At 44.5% G+C, this 21,012-nt stretch carries 18 protein-coding genes; 12 read left to right on the top strand and 6 right to left on the bottom strand.

From position 1 onward, the window contains the following. Window positions 1–30 precede the first annotated feature (30 nt). The 6 genes from HY035_07730 to proB all read left to right on the top strand — a co-directional run bounded on the left by HY035_07730 (window position 31) and on the right by proB (window position 7,714). A complete protein-coding gene (locus HY035_07730) occupies window positions 31–1,674 on the top strand; it encodes a HEAT repeat domain-containing protein (protein MBI3378272.1) in 1,644 nt (547 codons plus the stop codon). Beyond that, window positions 1,664–3,082 carry an HD-GYP domain-containing protein gene (locus HY035_07725; GenBank protein MBI3378271.1) on the top strand — a complete coding sequence of 473 codons (1,419 nt, stop codon included), beginning with the start codon at window positions 1,664–1,666 and terminating at the stop codon, window positions 3,080–3,082. Before HY035_07730 ends, HY035_07725 begins: the two co-directional genes overlap by 11 nt. Window positions 3,083–3,178: 96 nt before the next feature. After that, window positions 3,179–5,155: an acetate--CoA ligase gene (gene acs, locus HY035_07720; protein MBI3378270.1), complete on the top strand. Its 1,977-nt coding sequence runs from the start codon at window positions 3,179–3,181 to the stop codon at window positions 5,153–5,155. A 69-nt stretch (window positions 5,156–5,224) separates the two neighbouring features. Next, a complete protein-coding gene (locus HY035_07715) occupies window positions 5,225–5,596 on the top strand; it encodes a hypothetical protein (GenBank protein MBI3378269.1) in 372 nt (123 codons plus the stop codon). Window positions 5,597–5,887: 291 nt separating this feature from the next. Then, window positions 5,888–6,427, top strand: coding sequence for a DUF2059 domain-containing protein (locus tag HY035_07710; GenBank protein ID MBI3378268.1), 540 nt, complete (start codon window positions 5,888–5,890; stop codon window positions 6,425–6,427). 189 nt (window positions 6,428–6,616) lie between these two features. Beyond that, a complete protein-coding gene (gene proB / locus HY035_07705; GenBank protein MBI3378267.1) occupies window positions 6,617–7,714 on the top strand; it encodes a glutamate 5-kinase in 1,098 nt (365 codons plus the stop codon). Window positions 7,715–7,720: 6 nt separating this feature from the next. Here the strand turns inward: proB and HY035_07700 are convergent, their stop codons facing one another. From HY035_07700 to HY035_07675, 6 genes are all read right to left on the bottom strand, one after another. Continuing rightward, entirely contained in the window at window positions 7,721–8,245 is a 525-nt protein-coding gene (locus tag HY035_07700) for a DUF4416 family protein (protein ID MBI3378266.1), read from the bottom strand. A gap of 13 nt (window positions 8,246–8,258) precedes the next feature. Beyond that, the gene (locus tag HY035_07695; GenBank protein ID MBI3378265.1) at window positions 8,259–8,789 is read right to left on the bottom strand and encodes a TlpA family protein disulfide reductase; all 531 of its coding nucleotides are present in this window, start codon (window positions 8,787–8,789) and stop codon (window positions 8,259–8,261) included. Between the two features lie 46 nt (window positions 8,790–8,835). Continuing rightward, window positions 8,836–11,280 carry an ATP-dependent Clp protease ATP-binding subunit gene (locus HY035_07690; protein MBI3378264.1) on the bottom strand — a complete coding sequence of 815 codons (2,445 nt, stop codon included), beginning with the start codon at window positions 11,278–11,280 and terminating at the stop codon, window positions 8,836–8,838. Between the two features lie 79 nt (window positions 11,281–11,359). Continuing rightward, entirely contained in the window at window positions 11,360–12,100 is a 741-nt protein-coding gene (locus tag HY035_07685; protein MBI3378263.1) for a nucleoside-diphosphate kinase, read from the bottom strand. 30 nt (window positions 12,101–12,130) lie between these two features. Next, window positions 12,131–13,057, bottom strand: a complete 927-nt coding sequence (mdh, locus tag HY035_07680) for a malate dehydrogenase (protein MBI3378262.1) — start codon at window positions 13,055–13,057, stop codon at window positions 12,131–12,133. 96 nt (window positions 13,058–13,153) lie between these two features. Continuing rightward, complete coding sequence (locus HY035_07675; protein ID MBI3378261.1) at window positions 13,154–13,360, bottom strand: cold-shock protein; 207 nt, start codon at window positions 13,358–13,360, stop codon at window positions 13,154–13,156. A 209-nt stretch (window positions 13,361–13,569) separates the two neighbouring features. Between HY035_07675 and HY035_07670 the strand changes: the two genes are divergently transcribed. The 6 genes from HY035_07670 (at window position 13,570) to nifD (ending at window position 21,010) form a co-directional block, all read left to right on the top strand. Continuing rightward, complete coding sequence (locus tag HY035_07670) at window positions 13,570–15,489, top strand: hypothetical protein (protein ID MBI3378260.1); 1,920 nt, start codon at window positions 13,570–13,572, stop codon at window positions 15,487–15,489. A 23-nt stretch (window positions 15,490–15,512) separates the two neighbouring features. Next, a complete protein-coding gene (locus HY035_07665) occupies window positions 15,513–16,265 on the top strand; it encodes a triose-phosphate isomerase (protein ID MBI3378259.1) in 753 nt (250 codons plus the stop codon). Next, complete coding sequence (gene secG / locus HY035_07660) at window positions 16,262–16,636, top strand: preprotein translocase subunit SecG (protein ID MBI3378258.1); 375 nt, start codon at window positions 16,262–16,264, stop codon at window positions 16,634–16,636. Before HY035_07665 ends, secG begins: the two co-directional genes overlap by 4 nt. A 234-nt stretch (window positions 16,637–16,870) precedes the next feature. Continuing rightward, window positions 16,871–18,397, top strand: coding sequence for a nif-specific transcriptional activator NifA (nifA, locus tag HY035_07655; protein MBI3378257.1), 1,527 nt, complete (start codon window positions 16,871–16,873; stop codon window positions 18,395–18,397). 201 nt (window positions 18,398–18,598) lie between these two features. Continuing rightward, the gene (gene nifH / locus HY035_07650) at window positions 18,599–19,441 is read left to right on the top strand and encodes a nitrogenase iron protein (GenBank protein ID MBI3378256.1); all 843 of its coding nucleotides are present in this window, start codon (window positions 18,599–18,601) and stop codon (window positions 19,439–19,441) included. Between the two features lie 141 nt (window positions 19,442–19,582). Next, entirely contained in the window at window positions 19,583–21,010 is a 1,428-nt protein-coding gene (gene nifD, locus HY035_07645; protein MBI3378255.1) for a nitrogenase molybdenum-iron protein alpha chain, read from the top strand. Window positions 21,011–21,012 lie beyond the last annotated feature (2 nt).

The following is a 21,012-nucleotide window of genomic DNA, read 5'->3' as shown; positions in this document are numbered from 1 at the left end:
ATGTATTTTTTGATTTCTTGAGGAACGGTTATGGAATTGCTTGATGACATAAAAGCGGCAAAAGAGATAGTTCAGGCGCTTCTTAAGTCCAAGAAGACGTTCAGGATGTATCCTGAGACGAATCCGATGTATGCCAAGACCATTGAGGATACTAATGCAAAATTCAGAAACTTTTTTGATTACAGGGACGAACTGACATTCAAGATAAAGCAGAATGAGATCTTCTGTGATTCCGAGCAGATATATTACAACTCCCAGAAAGAAGACAATATTGCGCTTTTTTTCTTTAAGGACGGTTTGAGAGAAATAACTTTCAAGAAGGGATTTTCCGTGAAGGAACTGGAGGATTTCCTGAGAATTCTTACGGTTGATTATGACAGGGAAGTTCTTGACGATGATGTAGTGACACTTCTGTGGGAGAGGGATTTCCAGAACGTAAAATATGTTGTTGATGAGGCGTTTCTTACGGAAGATGAGGATTACGAGAGTGAGGCGGTAAGAGAGGTAAAAGATAAGGCATCAGACGGGGATGAACTGACAAAGGCATACGAGGATTCATTTAACGAAGAAGGCGTTAAAGATGCAGTGATAGTCCCTCTGACGGATAAGGACCTTCAAACTGTTGTGAAAGAGATGGACAAGGATGCTCATGACAAAACAGGCAAGCTCATCACAATTATTTTCGAAATGCTTTATCAGGCTGAGAATAAAAGCGAATACGAAGATGTGGCGCACTTCCTGAACAGCATTATAGAGTTTTCAATAACACATGGCGATTTGGAGACAGCGCTGCATACTCTCAGGAAAACAAGAGAGGTAATCGGCGGCCCATTCATTGCCGATGATGCCAGGAAAAATCTGGACATGGTTTTTTCTTTTCTGGGATTTGACGCCACAATAAAACTCCTCGGCGAATTGCTTGACAGCGGAATTGAGATAAACGAAAAGGTCTGGGATGAATATGTGGCATTTCTTGATAAAAATGCTATTCAGCCGTTCATAACAATACTCGGAGAGCTCAAGAGTATTCCCGCAAGAAAGAACGTTATTAATGCCTTAATATCTCTTGGGAGAAAAGACATACAGAGCCTTGCGAAGGGACTTTACGATTCGAGGTGGTATGTTGTCAGAAATATTATTTATATACTGGGAAAGATAGGCGATAAAGCGGCTGTGGATTATCTTCTTAAGACAGTAAATCACAGCGATATAAGAGTCAGAAAGGAAGGGATAAAGGCTCTGGGGGAACTCGGCGCCCCGGGAGTGTTCCCGGCGTTAAGGGAATGCTTTAATGACCCCGAGGTTCAGATAAGGACTGCTGCGGCAAGGGCTCTCGGCAATATCCGCTCAACGACCGCTAAAAACATAATACTTCAGAGGATGACAGCTGCAACTTTCGTAAAGACGGAGTTTAGCGAGAGAAAAGAATTCTATGAGGTTCTCTCTCATTGGAAAGACAATGATATAGTGGAATTTTTGATGAAAACTTTTAAGAAGAAAGCATTTTTTAAGCGGGCCTTTAATGATGAAAACAGGGCCTGCGCAGCATACTGCCTTGGATTGATGGGAAACAAAGACGCGCTGCCGTTGCTGCATAAGGCAAAGGAGTCAAGAAATAAGCTCCTGAGAGAATATGTCTATTCTGCAATTAAAAGGATAGAGTATGGCCAGTAAGGAAAGCAGGGAAGAGGCATTTAAGAAGGCCAAAGACATAGTAAACCAGCTTGCGGTTATTATAAGGACCTCCGCTATCCATGACCCCGGCAATATTGCCGTGACTACGGCGATAGAGAGGTTTACTGCGATTATAAACCCCTTGATTTTATCTGAAGGAGAACTGCTTCTTGAACTCGGAGGCGAGTTTTTTTATCTGAATGAAGCAAGGATAAGATACTCTCTGGAATATCTTCCGAGCTTTGATTTTCTTGTAAAAGAATTTAAAAGGAGAGAATTGGGCAGTATTGTGTTCAGAGACGCCTTAAAATCTGAAGATATGCAGAGCTTTTTAAGGGCGCTCATAGCTTCAGCTTCCTCTCTGGAGTCTTTTGAGGCGCTTGCAGAAGAGATGGCGGATGGCGGCAGTTTAGGAGTCGGCAGGCTAAGGAAGATACGAGATGAGGAAAAAACTGAGGGCAGTTCTGATGTCCGGAAAATGGTAAAAAAATCATATTTTAACGCTGTTTCATATACCAGAGGCGTTGTAAGCAAGATCAAGTCAGGTGAAAAGGTAAACATAAAAAAGGCAAAGAGAGTAGTAGAGTCCATGGTAGACCTGATACTTGAAGAAGAGCAACTGCTCCTGGGCATGACTACCATTAAAGATTATGATGAGTATACATATCACCATTCGGTTAATGTAAGCATACTCGCTGTAGCGCTTGCGCAGAGACTCGGCCTGAGCAAGAGGGCTCTGACAGAACTGGGCCTTGTTGCGCTGTTTCATGATATAGGCAAGATAGAAATACCCAGCGAGGTGTTGAATAAACCGACCAGTTTTACCGATGATGAATGGCACATGATGCAAAAACATCCATTCTGGGGCGTGAGGGCTATACTCAAAATGAGGGGTATTGATGCTACAGTAGCAAGGGCGGCTATTGTCGCATTTGAGCATCATATGTACCATGATTTTTCAGGGTACCCTAAAACGAGAGAACCATTCGAATTGGATTTCTATTCAAAGATTATAAGTCTTGCCGACCAGTATGATGCAATGACATCAGCGCGGGTTTATTCAAGAATCCCGATGCCTCCTGACAGGGCGTTGAGCATTATGATGGAGAGGGCAGGGACGCAGCTTGATCCGATTCTCTTTAAGTTTTTTATTAATATGATAGGTGTATTTCCTGTAGGGACTCTCGTTATGCTTGATACCAGAGAACTGGGACTCGTCTATCAGAGCGATACTGTTTTTTTAGACAGGCCCAAGGTTCTGGTTGTCATCAGCAGCAAAGGAGAAAAGGCAGATAGATATATTGTTGATCTCACGGAAAAAGCCCCTGACGGAAAATTCCTGAGAACTATTGTTAAGACAATGGACCCTAATAAATACAGGATTAATCTCGCCGAATATTTGCTCTGAAAAGGGAAGGAAGGTGATTTTATGAAGATAAGAAAGGCAGCAAAGAAATCTGCCGCGACATGTAAATGTAAGGGTTCATGCTAAATGGGAGGCTCTATGTCAGGCACAAAAGGCATTGAAGTTTTGATGGCAGAGAACAGGACCTTTCCGCCGCCAAAAGAGTTCAGCAAAAAAGCGCATATAAAGAGCATGGAAGAATATGAAAAACTCTATAAGCGGTCGGTGGAAGACCCTGACGGGTTCTGGGGTGAGATGGCCGAAAAAAATCTTTCATGGTATAAAAAGTGGGATAAGGTTCTTGAATATAATTTTGAAAAACCTGAGATAAAGTGGTTTCAGGGCGGCAGCCTGAACGCATCGTATAACTGCCTGGACAGATTTGTAAATACCCCGACGAGGAACAAGGCGGCAATAATATGGGAAGCGGATGACGGAAGCTATAAAACATACACATATCAGCAGCTTTATTACGAGGTGAACAGGTTTGCAAATGTCCTGAAAAAACATGGAGTGAAGAAAGGCGACAGGATTACCATCTATCTTCCGATGATTCCGGAACTTGCGATTTCCATGCTTGCGTGCGCGAGAATCGGAGCAATCCACAGCATTGTATTCGGCGGATTCAGCGCTCAAGCTTTAAGAAACAGGATTCAGGACTGCAAATCAAAAATTGTTATTACATCGGACAAGGGCGCGAGGGGCGGAAGATTCGTTCCTCTGAAGGCAAATGCCGACGAGGCTCTGCATGAATGCCCTACGGTTGAAAAGATGATAGTGGTAAGAAGGACAGACGGCAATGTTGATATGGAGCCTAAAAGAGACCTCTGGTGGCATGATGAAATTAATGCCGCTGACGTTGCCAAATATTGCGAGCCTGAGAAAATGGATTCGGAAGACCCGCTTTTTATCCTTTACACATCCGGCTCAACAGGAAAGCCCAAAGGCGTTCTTCATACAACAGCCGGATATATGCTTTTCACAAACCTGACTTTCAGGTGGATATTTGATTATCACGACGAAGATATTCACTTCTGCACAGCGGACATCGGATGGGTCACAGGGCACAGCTATATTATCTATGGCCCGTTGAGCAGCGGCGCCACAAGCCTAATGTTTGAGGGGATTCCGACGTATCCGAATCCCGGCAGGTTCTGGGATATAGTTGACAAACATAAGGTCAATATCTTTTATACTGCGCCGACTGCGATAAGGGCCTTGATGAAAGAAGGCGAAAGCTGGGTGAAAAATCATGACCTTTCATCCTTGAGGCTTCTCGGTTCAGTCGGAGAGCCGATAAATCCTGAAGCATGGATGTGGTATTACACTAATATAGGTAAAGAAAAACTCCCTATTGTTGATACCTGGTGGCAGACAGAGACAGGCGGCATTCTCATATCGCCACTGCCCGGGGCAATGACATTGAAGCCCGGCTCTGCAAACAGGCCGTTTCCTGGTGTTGTTCCGAAAGTCTTAAAAGAGGACGGCTCACCTGCAGGTGTGAATGAAGGCGGTTACCTTGTAATTGAAAAGCCATGGCCCGGAATGATAAGAGGCACTTACGGAGACTCTGAAAACAAAAGGATTAAAGAGGTATACTTTTCCCGCTTTAAAGGCAAGTATTTAACCGGAGACGGAGCGAGGGTTGATGAGGCTGGAGATTACTGGCTGATGGGAAGAATAGATGATGTTATAAACATCTCCGGTCACAGGCTTGGAACAGCAGAGGTTGAGTCAGCGCTCGTAAGCCACGAGGCGGTTGCAGAAGCTGCGGTTGTTGGTTTTCCTCATGAGATAAAGGGAGAGGGTATATATGCTTATGTTACATTAAAAGACGGCAGACAGCCCTCTGATGAGCTTAAGAAGATACTCATCGGCCACGTAAGGACAGTCATAGGCCCGATCGCAACCCCTGATAAATTACAATTTGCCCCGGGCCTGCCAAAGACAAGAAGCGGAAAGATTATGAGAAGGATTCTGAGAAAAATCGCGCATGGGCAGATAGAAGACCTTGGCGATACTTCAACGCTTGCGGACCCTTCTGTTGTTGATAATCTGGTAAAAGGAAGGCTTTAGAAGCAAACTTAGTTATTGCGAAAGTGCCTTTCCTTCTATACAATTATGGATAGAGAGGAGGTGATACGGATGAAAATTATGAAAGTATCTCTGCTGCTTCTTATAATTCTCGGGTTAACATTCTCAGTTGCCTTTGCTAAAAAAGATCTGCCCGAAGAAAGAGGGAAAACGTTATTCAATGACCAAAAGGCATTTGGCGGCAAGAAGGCATGTAATGACTGCCACCCTAACGGCAAAGGGTTGGAAAAAGCGGCTGACAAGAAAGAGTTCAAAATAATGGGCAAAACGCAGAAGAGCCTCGAAGAGGCTGTTAATTTCTGCATTATAAATGCAAATGAAGGCAAGGCTATTGATGTTAAATCTGAACAGATGAAGGATATGGTTGCCTATATAAAGTCTCTGAAAGGTAAGGCAGTCCCGAAGGCTCCAGGTTACAAGTAGAACCATTTAAATGGGGGGGTGATATACCCTCCCATTTTTTATTATTCAGGAGGTATTTTATGTCTTCATTCTTTTTCAAATCTCTGCTCGGTATTGGTATGCTGGTCTCAGTTCTGATTGCAGTGTTCACCATGTTTGAAATATTCGGCAGGAGCGGAAAAAATATGATATTGAGAAACTGAATAAAGACATGCCGTCGTTTTCATATCTCCTTGATGAAGATGTGGAGAATATCGTTGCGTTTCTGAATACCCTTTGATGTTGTTGCAGCTCAAGAAGGAGGATTGTAAAATGATTGTTTTTAGATTTGCTGTTATTTTGCTGCTCCTGACAGCATCGTATGCGTTTGCGGATGAGGCGTCAAAGGCAGCCAAACTTAAGGAACTTGCGAAGATTCAGGGCCTGCATGAAATAATCGAACAGCAGAGGTCCTACAGCCATGAGCAGGTCAAATTAATTGCTCCCAAGATGCTGCAGGAGGCCAAGACCCAATTCCCCGGTTTAAAGAAAGCGACACTTGTTGCTTTGGATAATGCGTATCAGAAATTCCTTAATGCGGCAAAACCAGTGTGGACGACTGAAGAGGCAGTGAATGCGTGGAGCGTTTATTACGGCCTGCATGTTACGGAAGATGAATTGGATAATATTCTTGCATTTTATAGATCGCCGATAGGCCAGAAGGATGCAGAGGCGGCTAAGATTGCCATGCAGCAGTGGGCTATTTTTTTTATGGAGAAAAACAATGTAACGGTTGAGAAGGCTACGCAGACATATATCTCTGAACTGAGGGCCATTATCAAAGCAGAGGTGAAAAAAAGAAACCGCAAGTAGCATAAATAGGGTCAGCGACTATTAAATAAAAATAAAGAAGCCTATTAGTTCAGTTGGATGCGGTGAAACTGCGTCAATGATTTTGTTGTTATTGATAGTCCACTCGCCAATCCTCACTTGTCTTAATAACCAATAAAAACTGATGACAGTAAGACCGGCGGTGATGTATAATTCTGCAAGGATAAAACTATGAAAAGGATTGTTGTAAAAGTGGGCAGCAACATAGTTGCTGATGAGAAAGAGGGGCTTGATACAAGGCGCATTACGGCTATTGCGTCTGATATCAGGGATGCTCAGGACATGGGCTGTGAGGTTGTCGTTGTCTCTTCAGGCGCTGTTGCCGCAGGCATGAGAAAGCTCGGGCTGAAGGAGAAACCGAAAGATATACAGCTTAAACAGGCTGCGGCTGCCGTAGGCCAGAGCAGTCTGATGTGGGCTTATGAGAAGAGCTTTGGAGAATTCGGCAAAAAAGTTGCGCAGGTTCTGCTCACGCGGGATGATTTTACCGACAGGAAGAGATACATCAATTCCAAGAACACGCTTGATACACTGCTTTCATACGGCATTATCCCGATAATCAATGAGAACGATACAGTTGCAACTGATGAAATAAAATTCGGCGACAATGACAACCTTGCCTCGCTTGTCACAGGGCTTGTTGACGCTGAAAGGCTGATAATTCTTTCTGATGTGGAGGGACTTTTTTCCGCTGACCCCAAGAAAAGCCATAAATCAGTCCTCATAAAAACAGTTGATGAGATTACGGCAGAGATTGAGGCAATGGCAGGTGGCGCGGGGAGCGCTGTCAGCACAGGAGGAATGTATTCAAAAATCCTTGCGGCAAAGAGGACTGTAAACAATGGAATCACTGTAAATATAATAAGCGGCAAAAAGAGCGGATTGATAGTGTCTCTCTTAAAAGGCAATCATCACGGAACTGAATTCAGGCCTGTAAGGGAGAGGCTATCTTCGCGTAAGGGCTGGATAGTCTATGGAAGCCGCGCAAAGGGCAGCCTGCATATAGATGAAGGAGCTGTTAAGGCATTGCTGCACGGAGGCAAGAGCCTCCTGCCTTCAGGGATTACTGCGGTTACGGGTGTTTTTGAGATAGGCGATGCCGTATATTGCATTGATTCGGACAGGAAAAAGATTGCAAAGGGAATTACGAACTATTCCTCAGCAGAGATAGAAAAGATAAAAGGCAGAAAGACGTCTGATGTGGAAAAGGCGCTGGGATACAGATATTCCGACGAGGTAATTCACAGGGATAACCTTGTGGTTTTATAGGTGAATCTATTTCTTTAGTTTCAAAAACTCTCTTGCTTTAATAAACATCTCAATACATTTTTTATCCTGATAGTCTGAATATGTAAAGATGTTTGGCACAAAGGTCTTGTCTTTTTCTCTATACAGCAGAGAGACCTCTCCGTAGATGCCTTTGCCGAGGTAAATCCTGTGTGAATAGCCCTTAGTGGTTGCAAGGATGACATTTGCGAGTGTGAGGTATCCGGGGTCAAGGTTGACGTTTCTTTTACCGTCTGTTGAAAGCAATGTCTCAATGTCGTTTGTCCTGAGTTTAATGTCAGCAATCTCAGCACGGTTTATGAGGTCTTTAAAAAAAATAAAGGTTCTCATTATCGGCGAGCCGATTTCCTCTTTGTAGTATTCTGAATAATCCCAGCTTACCGGCGGTGTTTCCAGAAGTGCGGCTCCGAAGGCGCTTAACAGAGATTCTTTTGCCTTGGATAAGTAAGATTCATCAGAGTAGAGAATCCCTGTGAATAGAAGTGCAGGTTTAGGATTTGCTGGGGTACCCATAGTTCAGTGAAAGTTATTCTTTGAGCAGGCCTGAGATAAATGTCAGAACATCCGGAGAATCCCACCCATAAGGACCGATGACTTTTTTTCTGATGATGCCTTTTTTATCCACGATGTATGTTTCAGGAATTCCTCTTAATCCATAAGCTCTGGCAGCTTTTCCGGTTTTATCAATCAGTATCGGCAGATTGAATCCGCTCTCTTTCAAATAATTCATGGCATCCTGCGGGCTGTCCCTGTAGAGGACAGGCAGCAGAATAAAATCCTGATTGTCTGAAAAATGTTTGGAGAGCTTAGCGATTGACGGCATTTCTTCCCGGCACGGGCTGCACCACGACGCCCAGAAATTAATAAATAAAACCTTGCCCCTGAGTTCTGAGGACAGCATTCTTTTTCCGCTTGCGGCATCCTCAAGCTCAAATTCAGGCGCGTATAAGCTTTCAAGCATTGCTTTTTCCTTCATATCGTGACGGGTCAAGCTGTAGGTTATTAAAAAAACTCCGATAAGAAAGAGAGATACGAGTATTAAAGATTTAGCTTTCAATCAGCAGTGAACTCCTTATTGGTAATTTTTAAGGAACTTCGTGAAGTCAATTTACTCCGGAAAGTATCTGAGCCTCTTCGGCTTCAAGAAAGACCGGTATCCCGGCCTCAAGCACAACTTTTATTTTGTGGGTGTCTTTGAATCTGCCTTTGAGCAGTTCTTCAGACAGCGGATCCTCGATTTCTTTCTGCACGGCTCTTCTCATGGGCCTTGCGCCGTAGTTTGGCTGATAGTAGTTTTTTACAAGCCACTCTTTAACGGCGTGGTCTATTTCTACAACAATATCCTGTTCGATCAGTTGCTTATTGGTCTCGTTTATAAGCCGGTCGATAATCGAGAACAGCTGTTCTTTTTCAAGAGGATGAAACACTACTATCTCATCAACACGGTTAAGGAATTCAGGATTAAATGCTTTTTTGAGCTCAACGAGCACATTATCCTTTATCTTCTGATAGACATCGTCTGACCTGGTTCTCTGGAAGCCCATAGGAGTTGCTTTTTCAATAATCCTTGCGCCTATATTTGAGGTCATGATTATTACCGCGTTTTTAAAGTTAACCTTTCTGCCGAAACTGTCTGTAAGCACTCCTTCATCAAGCACCTGCAGCAGTATATTAAATGTGTCGGGATGTGCTTTTTCTATCTCATCAAAGAGAATGACAGAGTAGGGACGCTTTCGTATTTTTTCTGTAAGCTGTCCTCCCTCTTCATAGCCTACATAGCCCGGAGGCGCGCCTGTCAGTTTGGAGACATTGAACCTCTCCATGTATTCTGACATGTCAATTTTAATAAGGGCATTTTCGTCATTGAAGAGGAACTCTGCAAGTGCTTTTGCAAGTTCAGTCTTTCCAACGCCTGTTGGGCCGAGGAAGAAGAATGAACCTATAGGTTTCTTCTTGCTCTTCAGTCCTGCTCTTGACCTTCTGATTGCCCTTGATATAGCTTTTATTGCCTCATCCTGAGAGATTATCCGTTCATGAATAACTTCTTCCATTCTCAGGAGTTTTTCGGATTCTTTTTCTTCGAGCCTTAAGAGCGGGATGCCTGTCATCTTTGCAACTGTGTAGGTCACATCATCTTCTGATATGACCGGGATTTCTTTATTCAGGTTGTCCTTCCACTGTTTCAATATTTGGTCGTGAAGTTTTTTAAGCTTTTCTTCCTCGTTTCGTATGGATGCGGCCTTCTCAATGTCGTGAAGCTTTACATAAAGATTTTTTTCTCTTGTCAGCCTTGCTATATCGTGTTCGAGTTCTTTTATCTCTCCGGGAGGCGTATATCTTTTGAGGTTGACTCTTGCGCCTGTTTCATCAATAACGTCAATTGCCTTGTCTGGCAGATTCCTGTCAGATATATACCGGTCGGACAGCTTTGAAGCCGCTGTTATGGCAGCGTCGCTGATTTTTACTCTGTGATGCGATTCGTATCTGCTTCTTAACCCTGTCAGGATATCTATTGTTGCATCTACCGAAGGAGATTCAACATTGATCGGCTGGAATCTTCTCTCCAGCGCGCCGTCTTTTTCCACATATTTTCTGTATTCGTCAGGAGTTGTTGCGCCGATGCATTTAATCTCGCCTCTGGACAGGGCAGGTTTAAGCATGCTTGACGCATCCACAGAGCCCTCAGCGGCGCCTGCGCCTATTAATGTATGGAGTTCATCAACGAAGAGAATCACATTGTCTGTATGAGTGATTTCCTTCATCACAACCTTCAGCCTTTCTTCAAACTGTCCCCTGTATTTAGTCCCTGCTATAAGAGCGCCGAGGTCCAGGGACACAATCCGTTTGCCAAGAAGACTTTCCGGAACATCGCCCAGTACGATTTTCTGCGCAAGGCTTTCAACAATCGCTGTTTTGCCTACGCCAGGCTCACCGATTATCACAGGATTATTTTTTATCCGCCTGCCGAGTATCTGGAGCACGCGCTCAATCTCATCCTCTCTGCCGATGACAGGGTCAAGTTTGCCTTCTTTTGCCATCTGTGTCAGGTCTCTTCCGAACTCATCAAGGGCAGGTGTTGCGCTCCGTCTTTCTCTTACAGTATGTGTCTGGGGCCTCATCGAGAAATTTATTGCAAGCTGCCTTGCAGCCAGAAGGTTTGCTCCGAAGTTTCGCAGTGTTCTGCCCGCTATACCTTCATCTTCGCGCAGAATGCCGAGCAGAAGATGCTCGCTTCCTATATAACTGTGGCCGATAAGCCTTGCTTCTTCTACTGCAAGTTCAAGGACTTTTTTTGCACGCGGGGTAAACGGTATGTCGCCGAATGTAAGCACATTTGTGCCGTAGGGGAGTTTCCGCTCTACTTCCATGCGCACCTCTTCTGTTGAGATGCCCATCTTTTTGATTATTGCGGCGCTTATCCCTTCTTCTTCTCTCAGAAGAGCGAGCAGGAGATGCTCTGTCCCAAGGTAATCGTTCTGGCGCTTTTCAGCCTCTTCCCTGGCGTAGATTATTACTTTTCTGCCGCGCTCTGTGAACTTCTCAAACATTAAATAAATCTCCTCTGCGAAGTTCTATACTACTTATTTAAATAATACTTTTTCCGCCTGATTAAAGTCAATAAACCTTTCAACTCTCCACAGCATAATTCATAAGATATTTAGCGGCCACTGCTTCAAGAGAAGAGGCAGCAGGCAAACCCTTGCTCAGTAAGCGCAGCGCATCAAAATCAGATTTCCAGACAACATCGCCGGGAGCAATCAGGCACACGCTGCCCGGCTCATGAGTAATATAGAGATTGCCGTTCTTGAAATAATAATGGTCTTCTGCGTTTATCTCTGTAGGATACGAGCACATGAATGGAGGAAAGTCGCCGGGACTGAACCAGAGTTTGATTTCCCGTTCTGCCTCGTTATCAGTAGCCGAAGCATGGATGAGATTGTCCATCCTCTCGCCGATCTCGTTTCCGGCGGCATCTTTCAGAGGAACAACTGTGCCCAATGCGCGAATGCATCCCGGTTTTGTCTCGCGGGCAACGTGAGGATTGGTAGGCCCGCAGATTTCCCGCATCTTTTTCACTGCATCCCGGCCCTGATAAACAAGGGCTATTACTCTGCGCCTGTCGGGTTCATCAGGATAATGAAGCAATCCCATGATATATTCAATCAGTGAAGGATAAAACACCTTACCCCGATGTTCGGCATAGTGTTCTTCTGCAAGCATCCTGCTCACATGCACTATTTTTGCTCCGGCAAAGCGTAAACCGGTATGAAACTCTGAAAGCTGGGAAAGCACATATCCTGTCAATGAATTTTTAAGGGCATCCGGTTTGATCAATACAAGCGTTTGTTCTATTTCTTCTGTGCGCATATAGCGGTTCCTTCCTTTATTCTCCAAGAATTAAATCGAAAGTTTCTTGAGCAGTTTTTTTACGGCAGAGCATGATTCTCTGAACTGTGCTCTTTCTTCCTTTGTAAGCTTTATCTCAACTACTCTCTCAACGCCCTCTCTGCCGAGAATAACAGGCACGCCAAGATACACATCTTTCATCCCGTATTCTCCAGTCAGGTACGCCGCGCAGGGAAACATGCGCTTTTCATCGAGTAAAATTGATTTGATCATCTGGACGACTGCGGCGGCAGGCGCATAGTATGCGCTTCCGGATTTAAGCAGGCTTACTATTTCGGCTCCTCCGTTCCGTGTCCGGTGCACCAGCGAATCCATTGTCTTTTTTTTCAGAAATTCTGTTATTGCTATGCCCTTTACGGTGGTGAACCTCGGGAGCGGAACCATCTGGTCTCCGTGCCCTCCAAGCACAATGGTTTCTATATCTTCCGGTGATACATTAAGTTCCCATGAAAGAAAGGTCCTCAATCTGGCTGCATCGAGTATCCCGCCCATTCCTATCACCCGTTTGCATGAAAACTCAGTAGTTTTCCATGCAAGCTGAGCCATTATATCCATCGGATTTGTTACGACAATAACGATAGCGTTTGGAGAAGTTTTTGCAACTGCGCCTGACACTGCCTTAACAACATCAGCATTCGCATGGAGAAGGTCATCGCGCGACATGTTGGGTTTTCTTGGAAATCCGGCAGTAATCACTACAATGTCGGAGTTTTTAGTGTCGGCATAACTGTTAGTCCCCTTCACTGAAACAGAAGAATTCCAGATGGGACATGCTTCTGCAATATCAAGAGCCTTTCCCTGAGGAATTCCGTCTGCAATATCAAAAAGGACCACATCGGCGAGCGCTGCCTGAGCAACCAGCTGCGCTGCAGATGCGCCTACATTTCCTGCCCCGATTACGGATACTTTTTTTCTCATTTCTTTCCCTTTAGAAATTCAATATAGATTAAGTAAAGAAAGGGGCTAAGGATAGACAGACCCCTTTGATGACTGAAATTTCCTTACTATGCAATTCTATTGTAATTTTACTACGTTTGCAGCTTTTGGACCTCGCTCGCCTTCTACAATATCAAACTGAACCCTCTGACCCTCGGCAAGAGTCTTAAATCCGTCGTTTGCGATAGACGAATAATGCACAAACACATCCGTGCCATTGTCCTGCTGGATAAACCCGTAACCTTTTGTCTCGTTGAACCATTTTACTTTTCCTTCAAACGGCATACTGCTTAAATCCTCCTTTTCTCGTTACGAGAAAATATTTTGCCTGAAAAACAGGGTAAACTTTTATAGCATGTAGCAGAATTGTTGTCAAGAAAAAATCACGGACGAGAAAAATGCCGGAAGCCTGTGATTTTCCTTTGACATAATATTGTGAAATATGGTATTCATACATACGTGAAAAAAAGTCCTATTCTGATAGGAGAAGAAGAATGAAAAATATTTTTAGTCCGAAAAGTTTGTTGTCATCTATGGTTGCCGTTTTATTCGTATTTGCCGCATCAAACGTATCGCATAGCGGAAATATCATAGTGAAGCCCGGAGGTTTTGACCACTTTGCGGTGCAATTGCCGGAAAAAGTCAGGGCAGGCGAAGGAGTTATAGTTAAGCTGCAGGCATACGACATGCATGACAACCTGATTACGAATTTTGCAGAGACAGGCAAGGAGTTTAAGGTTTCAGTTTCAGGTTCTGCTCAGGCGCAGCCCTCAATCTTAAAGGCTGCGTCATTCATGGGGGGCAGCGCCGGCATTACTATAACAGGGAATAAGGCGGAAGCGGTTATGCTGTCTATTTTTGAGGCCGGAGGAACGGTGCCTGTTGTGACAAGAGAAATAACAATCCTGCCCAATAAGCTCGACCACTTTTTTATTCAGTCTCCGCCTTCTGTTGCGGCAGGGAATAAATTTGACATAAAGGTTATTGCAAGAGATGCATACAATAATCCTGTTGCCGATACCGACATAGAGACCAAAAATATAAAGCTCGCGCTTGCAGGCACAGCCGGCTTAAAGATTGTAAGCGCAGATATGGTATTTAGAAATGGTGCAAGCATTGCTACGCTTATGGCTGAAAAAACAGGTGAATCCGCGATTGAAGTTCATGACACAGCCACAGGCAGCAAAGGCATAAGCGCTGCCTTAAAAGTTATGTCTGCAGGGCTAAGCCATTTTAAAGTGTATGCGCCAAAAGAAGCAGTTGCAGGAGAGCCGTTTGAAGTAACCATAAGTGCATTTGATGCATTTGATAACCCCATAGACAATTATTCATCTTCCGGCAGGGGCGTGAACTTCAGCTCTACGGGACAGGCAAAAGTATCCCCTTCTTTTATAGGGCAGTCAGAGTTTAAAAGCGGGCAGGCAGTTGTAAAGCTGAGGTATGAAAAAGCTGAGGAAATAAGCATAGTTGTATCCGAGAGCAGTATGAGCCAGCAGGGCAAAAGCACTGCAGTAAGAATAAATCCTGCTGCTCCGGAGAGCTTTGTGGTTGTTACCCCTGATTCTGCGGTTGCAGGCCAGAGGTTCAGGATAAAAATAGAGGTATACGACAGATTTAAAAACAGTGTGAGGAATTACAATCTTGTCGGCAATGATGTTTATCTGAATGCCACAGGGACGGGTGTGTTGTCTCCGAAGAGGGTTCATGCATCGGAATTTGTTAATGGTGTTGCAGCTGTTGATGCTGTATATGATAAAGCCGAATCCTTTGCAATTTCAGCTTCAATGTCCCCCAGAAAAGAAGAGAGGAAAATAACCGTCAAGGAACAGAAAAAAGAAGTCAGCGTTCCTGCGGCGGGTAAATCCCCAGAGAAATCTGCTGCTCCAAAGCCCAAGGCAATAGAAAAACCTAAGGTGGAGAAACCTGCTGCAGTTGAAGGAAAACCCTCAGCCAAGTCTGTAGAGAAACGCGAGAAAAAGAGCAAACAGATAACTGTCGCAAAAGAAGAAGGGGAAACTGCTGCAAAGACTGCAGAGAAGAAGGACTCTGTAAAAAACAAGAAGACAGCGGAAAGATCTTTTGAGATAAGCAAGGTTTCACTTATAGAGGCAAAAAACAAGGCAATGATAATAATGAATATGAATGCTCCCAAGGGGAATCTTGAATACAAAAACAGGACAGAATCCATAGACGGGAAAGAATGGATAATTCTAAGCCTGAAACCTGCGGTGAACAAAACAAAAAACGTCTGGAAATTTAAATCTGCATTTATTAAGGAGATTCATATAGAAGAGGACAAAACAGCAGGAGGCGCGCTGAATATAAGGATTGAGACCATGGGAAAGCAATTTACATTTGATATAAATAAAGTAAAAGACTCACTCATCATAAGCATTACAGCAATAAATTCCTGAGCAGTAAGAAAGATAAGAGAACCTTGCGCAGACCATTCATTACAGCCAACTGGAAAATGAACAAGACCGTTCCTGAGACAAGGGAATTCTTGAAGGAATTAGTATCTTTGGCAGAGGATGCAACGGGTGTGGATATTGTAGTAGCCCCGCCGTTTACCTCCCTTTATGCCGCCGCAGAGAGCATTAAAGATACGAACATAAAAATCGCAGCGCAGGATGTTTTTTATGAAGAAAAGGGCGCATTTACCGGTGAAATATCACCTGCTATGATTTTGGACTGCGGATGTTCGCATGTTATCATCGGGCATTCGGAACGAAGACAGTATTTTAATGAGACCGATGAGGTGATTAATAAAAAGGTTAAAGCGGCAAGAAACAACGGGCTTGGAGTTGTTTTCTGCATAGGAGAATCACTCGCGGAGAGAGAATCAGGAAAGACATTCGATGTGCTGGAAAGGGAAATAGAAAAGGGGCTTGAAAATATAGCCGGAGATAATATCGTTGTAGCTTATGAACCTGTATGGGCAATAGGCACAGGGAGGACTGCTGCGCCTTCGCAGGCTCAGGAGGCGCATGCTTACATAAGAGACAGGTTAAGAGTTTTGTATGGAAATAAGGCTGATGAAAATCGTATAATATACGGAGGAAGCGTAACCCCTGAGAATGTAGATTCTCTTATGGCTTGTGAAGATGTGGATGGGGCGCTTGTAGGCGGAGCAAGCCAGAAAGCGGAGAGTTTTATAAAGATAGTGAAATTTAAGGCGGAGGCAAGATGATAACATTCCTTTTGGTAATTCATATTATTGTGGCTTTATTCTTGATTTTTATTGTTCTTATACAGAGCGGTAAAGGAGCGGAACTCGGCGCAGCCTTTGGCGGTTCAAGCCAAACCCTTTTTGGCAGCAGCGGTGCGGCTACTTTTTTCAGCAAACTTACCACAATTGCTGCGGTTGTTTTTATGGTTACTTCTTTATCCCTCGCAATTGTCTCAACAAAGAGCGGTTCGGTTGTAAAAAAGACAGCGCCGGTTAAGGAAAAAACTGATATTCCGGCATCACAGGGCCCTATTCCGGGCGGAGGTGTTCAACAGCCCCAGCCCTCGGAGCAGCAGCCTCTTCAAACACCATCGCAGCCCGGAGGCAAATAGAAAATGAGCGATCTGCTTTTAGCAATAGGCATTCTGGTTGTGTGGATAATTCTTCAGGTTGTAGTATTCCCACGCTTAGGCATTTCCACCTGAGGTGTTCCCAAGGAGCCGGGGGCTCCTAAGAAGAAATGCTGAGAGAGCAGTAATTCTGTTTGCGCTTCCTGACCTTAAAACATAATCTACAAAAAAGTCATTTAACTTTACATTTTTGTCATATCTTATTAAACTTATCTTATGAAACGCGATTACAATAAGGCGCTGGAAATCACTGCGCTTTACGAGATAAGCAAGCTTCTCGGTTCTTCGCTCAATCTGAAATCAAACCTCAGAGGCGTGATGAGGGTGCTGTCAGAATATCTGGATATGAAAAGAGGGACTGTTGCGCTCAGAAGCAACAGCGAGGTGTCTATTGTTGCTGCTCACGGAATGACAGAGGAGGAAATAAAAAAGGGCAGATACAGGCTGGGCGAAGGTATCATTGGAAGAGTTGCAAAACTCGGCTCTCCCATAGTGATTCCAAGCATTGGCGATGAGCCTTTATTCCTGAATAAGACCGGAGCAAGGGAAATTATTAAGAAGGAAAATATTGCGTTCTTATGTGTGCCGATAAAATTTAAGAATGAAACGCTTGGCGTGCTGAGCGTTGACAGGCTTTTTGGCTCCAAAGTCATATCGTTCGAGGAAGACCTAAGGCTGTTGAAGATTATAGCATCGCTGGTTGCCCAGACCGTAAAGCTTCACATGGAGATTGAAAAAGAGAGAGAGGCATTTCTTGAGGAAAAAGAAAATCTCAGGCAGCAGCTTAAAGGCAAATACAGACTGGAAAACATCATAGGACAGTCAGACAGGATGCAGGAGGTCTTTGGGGCTGTTCACAGCGTGGCTCCTTCAAGGGCAAATGTGCTTTTACGCGGGGAAAGCGGAACAGGCAAGGAACTTATTGCAAAGGCAATACATTATATGAGCCCGAGGGCAAAGGGGCCGTTTATAAAATTCAACTGTGCATCTATTCCCGAAGGGCTCCTTGAATCAGAACTCTTTGGCCATGAAAAGGGCGCATTTACCGGCGCAATGGCAATGAGAAAAGGCAGGTTTGAACTTGCTGACGGCGGTACAATATTCCTTGATGAGATAGGCGACCTTCCTTTAGCGCTCCAGCCGAAAATACTCAGGGTTTTACAGGAAAAGGAATTTGAAAGGGTAGGCGGCGAAAAAACAACAAAGGTTGATGTGAGGCTTATTGCTGCGACAAGCAGGAATCTTGAGTATCTCGTTTCTGAAGGAAAGTTCAGGGAAGACCTCTATTACAGGCTGAACGTTGTTCCTGTATTCCTGCCTCCGTTAAGAGAAAAGATTGAGGACCTCCCTCTGCTTTCGGAATACTTTTTGAAAAAATATAACGAGGAAAATCAGAAGTCTGTCTCCATCGCATCTGATGCTTTAAATACCCTTATAAATTATGACTGGCCCGGCAATGTAAGAGAGCTTGAGAATACAATAGAAAGACTGGTGGTTATGTCACGCGGAAAAGTTATAACTCCGTCTGACCTGCCTTTCAATATCAGAGACCACACCCTTAAGGCAAAATATGCATCTCAGATAAAGGATGCTCTTCCCTCAACAATAGTAGATATAGAAAAGACTAAGATATTGGATGCAATTAAAAAGACAGGAGGGATGCAGGCAAAGGCAGCAAGACTGCTCGGTATTACCCCGCGGCAGATAGGCTATAAGATTAAGAAGTATAATATTCAGCCTTAATTTTTTCTGAAAGAGATTAGCCCGTCATTTCCATCGCTTAAAGTTTTCAATATTAATACAAAATTGTTTCATTCATAACAATTTTGTTCACTAACTATTTTCTGATAATTACCCAACCCCTTGTTATTCCTTGTTTTTCTTTCTGGCATATATATTGCTCTAATAGTTTTGATGAAATAAAAAATTGAACAGGAGGATTTTATGAGACAGATAGCAGTATACGGCAAGGGCGGCATCGGCAAATCTACTACAACACAGAATACCGTGGCGGGACTTTCACAGGCCGGGTACAAATGCATGATAGTGGGATGCGACCCCAAGGCTGATGCGACGAGGCTTATTCTCCACGCAAAGGCACAGACAACCGTAATGGATCTTGCAAGAGAACGCGGCACGGTAGAGGACCTTGAAGTTAGTGAGGTGCTTCTGACCGGCTTTAACGGCATCAGGTGCGCTGAGTCAGGAGGCCCTGAGCCGGGAGTCGGATGCGCGGGCCGCGGCGTTATAACCGCCATAAACTTTCTTGAAGAAAACGGGGCTTATGACGCGGACACAGACTTTGTCTTTTACGATGTCCTTGGCGATGTTGTCTGCGGCGGCTTTGCCATGCCGATGAGAGAGGGCAAGGCAAAGGAAATTTATATAGTGACCTCCGGTGAGATGATGGCCATGTATGCCGCAAATAATATCTCGCGAGGCATCCTCAAATATGCGCAAAGCGGGGGCGTAAGACTCGGCGGGCTTATATGCAACAGCCGAAAGACAGACAAGGAATACGAATTAATTTCAGAGCTTGCAAAAAAACTTGGGACACAGCTGATACATTTTGTGCCGAGGGACAACCAGGTGCAGAGGGCCGAGTTGAGGAGGATGACAGTCATCGAATACTCTCCGGAACACCCCCAGGCTGAGGAATACAGGGTGCTCGCAAAGAAGATTGCGGACAACAGGGATCTGGTTATACCTACTCCCATTTCCATGGATGAACTGGAAGAATTGCTTATGGATTTCGGGATAATGGAGAGCGAAGAAGCAGCAGCGTAACGACAGTGAATAGTTAAAGATACAGCTTTTGTTTTTTTCGTCATTCCGTGCTTGACACGGAATCCAGTTCCTTAAAATAGGTCTGGATTCCTGCTTCCGCAGGAATGACTAATGACCAATGAGTTTAAAAATGGAGGAAATATGAGCACAGCAATTAAAGATACCCAGAAGATGATAGAGGAAGTACTGGAGGCTTATCCCGAAAAATCAAAGAAGGACAGGGCCAAGCATCTTGCAGCCAATGATCCGACCGGCCAGTGCAGCACCTGCCAGGTCAAGTCGAATGTCAAATCACGGCCAGGGGTCATGACAGTAAGAGGTTGCGCCTATGCCGGAGCAAAAGGCGTTGTCTGGGGTCCTGTAAAAGACCAGTTAACGATCAGTCATGGACCTGTCGGCTGCGGCCAGTACAGTTGGTGGGCAAGAAGGAACTATTACAACGGCCAAACCGGTGTGGATACCTTCGGCACTATGCACATAACGACAGATTTTCAGGAAAAGGACATTGTCTACGGCGGGGACAAGGGGCTGGACTCAGCACTGCATGAACTGAAAGAACTGTTCCCCCTCGCAAAAGGCATGGGTATTCTTTCTGAGTGCCCTGTAGGTCTGATAGGTGACGACATAGAAGCGGTATCAAAAAGGGTAGCAAAGGAATTCAATATTCCCATTGTGCCGGTCAGGTGCGAAGGGTTCAGAGGTGTCAGCCAATCCCTGGGACATCACATAGCAAACGACACGATAAGGGATTATGTTCTGGGCAAGGGCCAGCTTGAAAAAACTACTCCTTATGATGTCGCGCTTATAGGAGATTACAATATCGGCGGAGACGCCTGGGCCTCGAGGAAGATGCTGGAAGAAATGGGCCTGCGGGTCATCGCGCAGTGGACCGGCGATGCATCTATTAATGAGATGGGTATTGCCAATAAGGCAAAACTTAATCTTGTCCACTGTTACCGGTCGATGAACTATATCTGCAGGCATATGGAAGAGACATACGGGATTCCATGGGTTGAGTTCAACTTTTTTGGCCCGACAAAGATATACCAGAGCATCAGAAAGATAGCATCATATTTCGATGACAGTATAAAGGAGAATGCCGAAAAGGTAATAGAGAAATACAAGCCGAAGATGGATGCGGTTATCGAAGAGTTCAAGCCGCGGCTTGAGGGAAAAAAGGTGATGCTTTATGTAGGCGGCTTGAGGCCGAGACATACAATCGGCGCCTATGAGGATATCGGGATGGAGGTCGTGGCTGCCGGGTATGAGTTTGGGCATAGCGACGATTACAAAAGGACATACCCTGAGATGAAGGAAGGCGCAGTAATAATGGACGACGCCACCCTTTATGAACTGGAAGAGTTCACAAGGAGACTTAAACCCGATATGGTAGGTTCGGGCATTAAAGAAAAGTATTCCTATCATAAGATGGGAGTGCCCTTTAGGCAGATGCATTCATGGGATTATTCAGGACCCTATCACGGCTTTGACGGATTCCCGGTTTTTGCAAGAGATATGGATATGACAGTGAACAGCCCGACATGGAATTTGATACGGAGGAAAAAATGAAA

It is taken from the genome of Nitrospirota bacterium, from assembly GCA_016195565.1.
Taxonomy (GTDB): Bacteria; Nitrospirota; Thermodesulfovibrionia; order Thermodesulfovibrionales; family UBA1546; genus UBA1546.
This window is presented reverse-complemented; position numbering and strand designations above follow the sequence as displayed.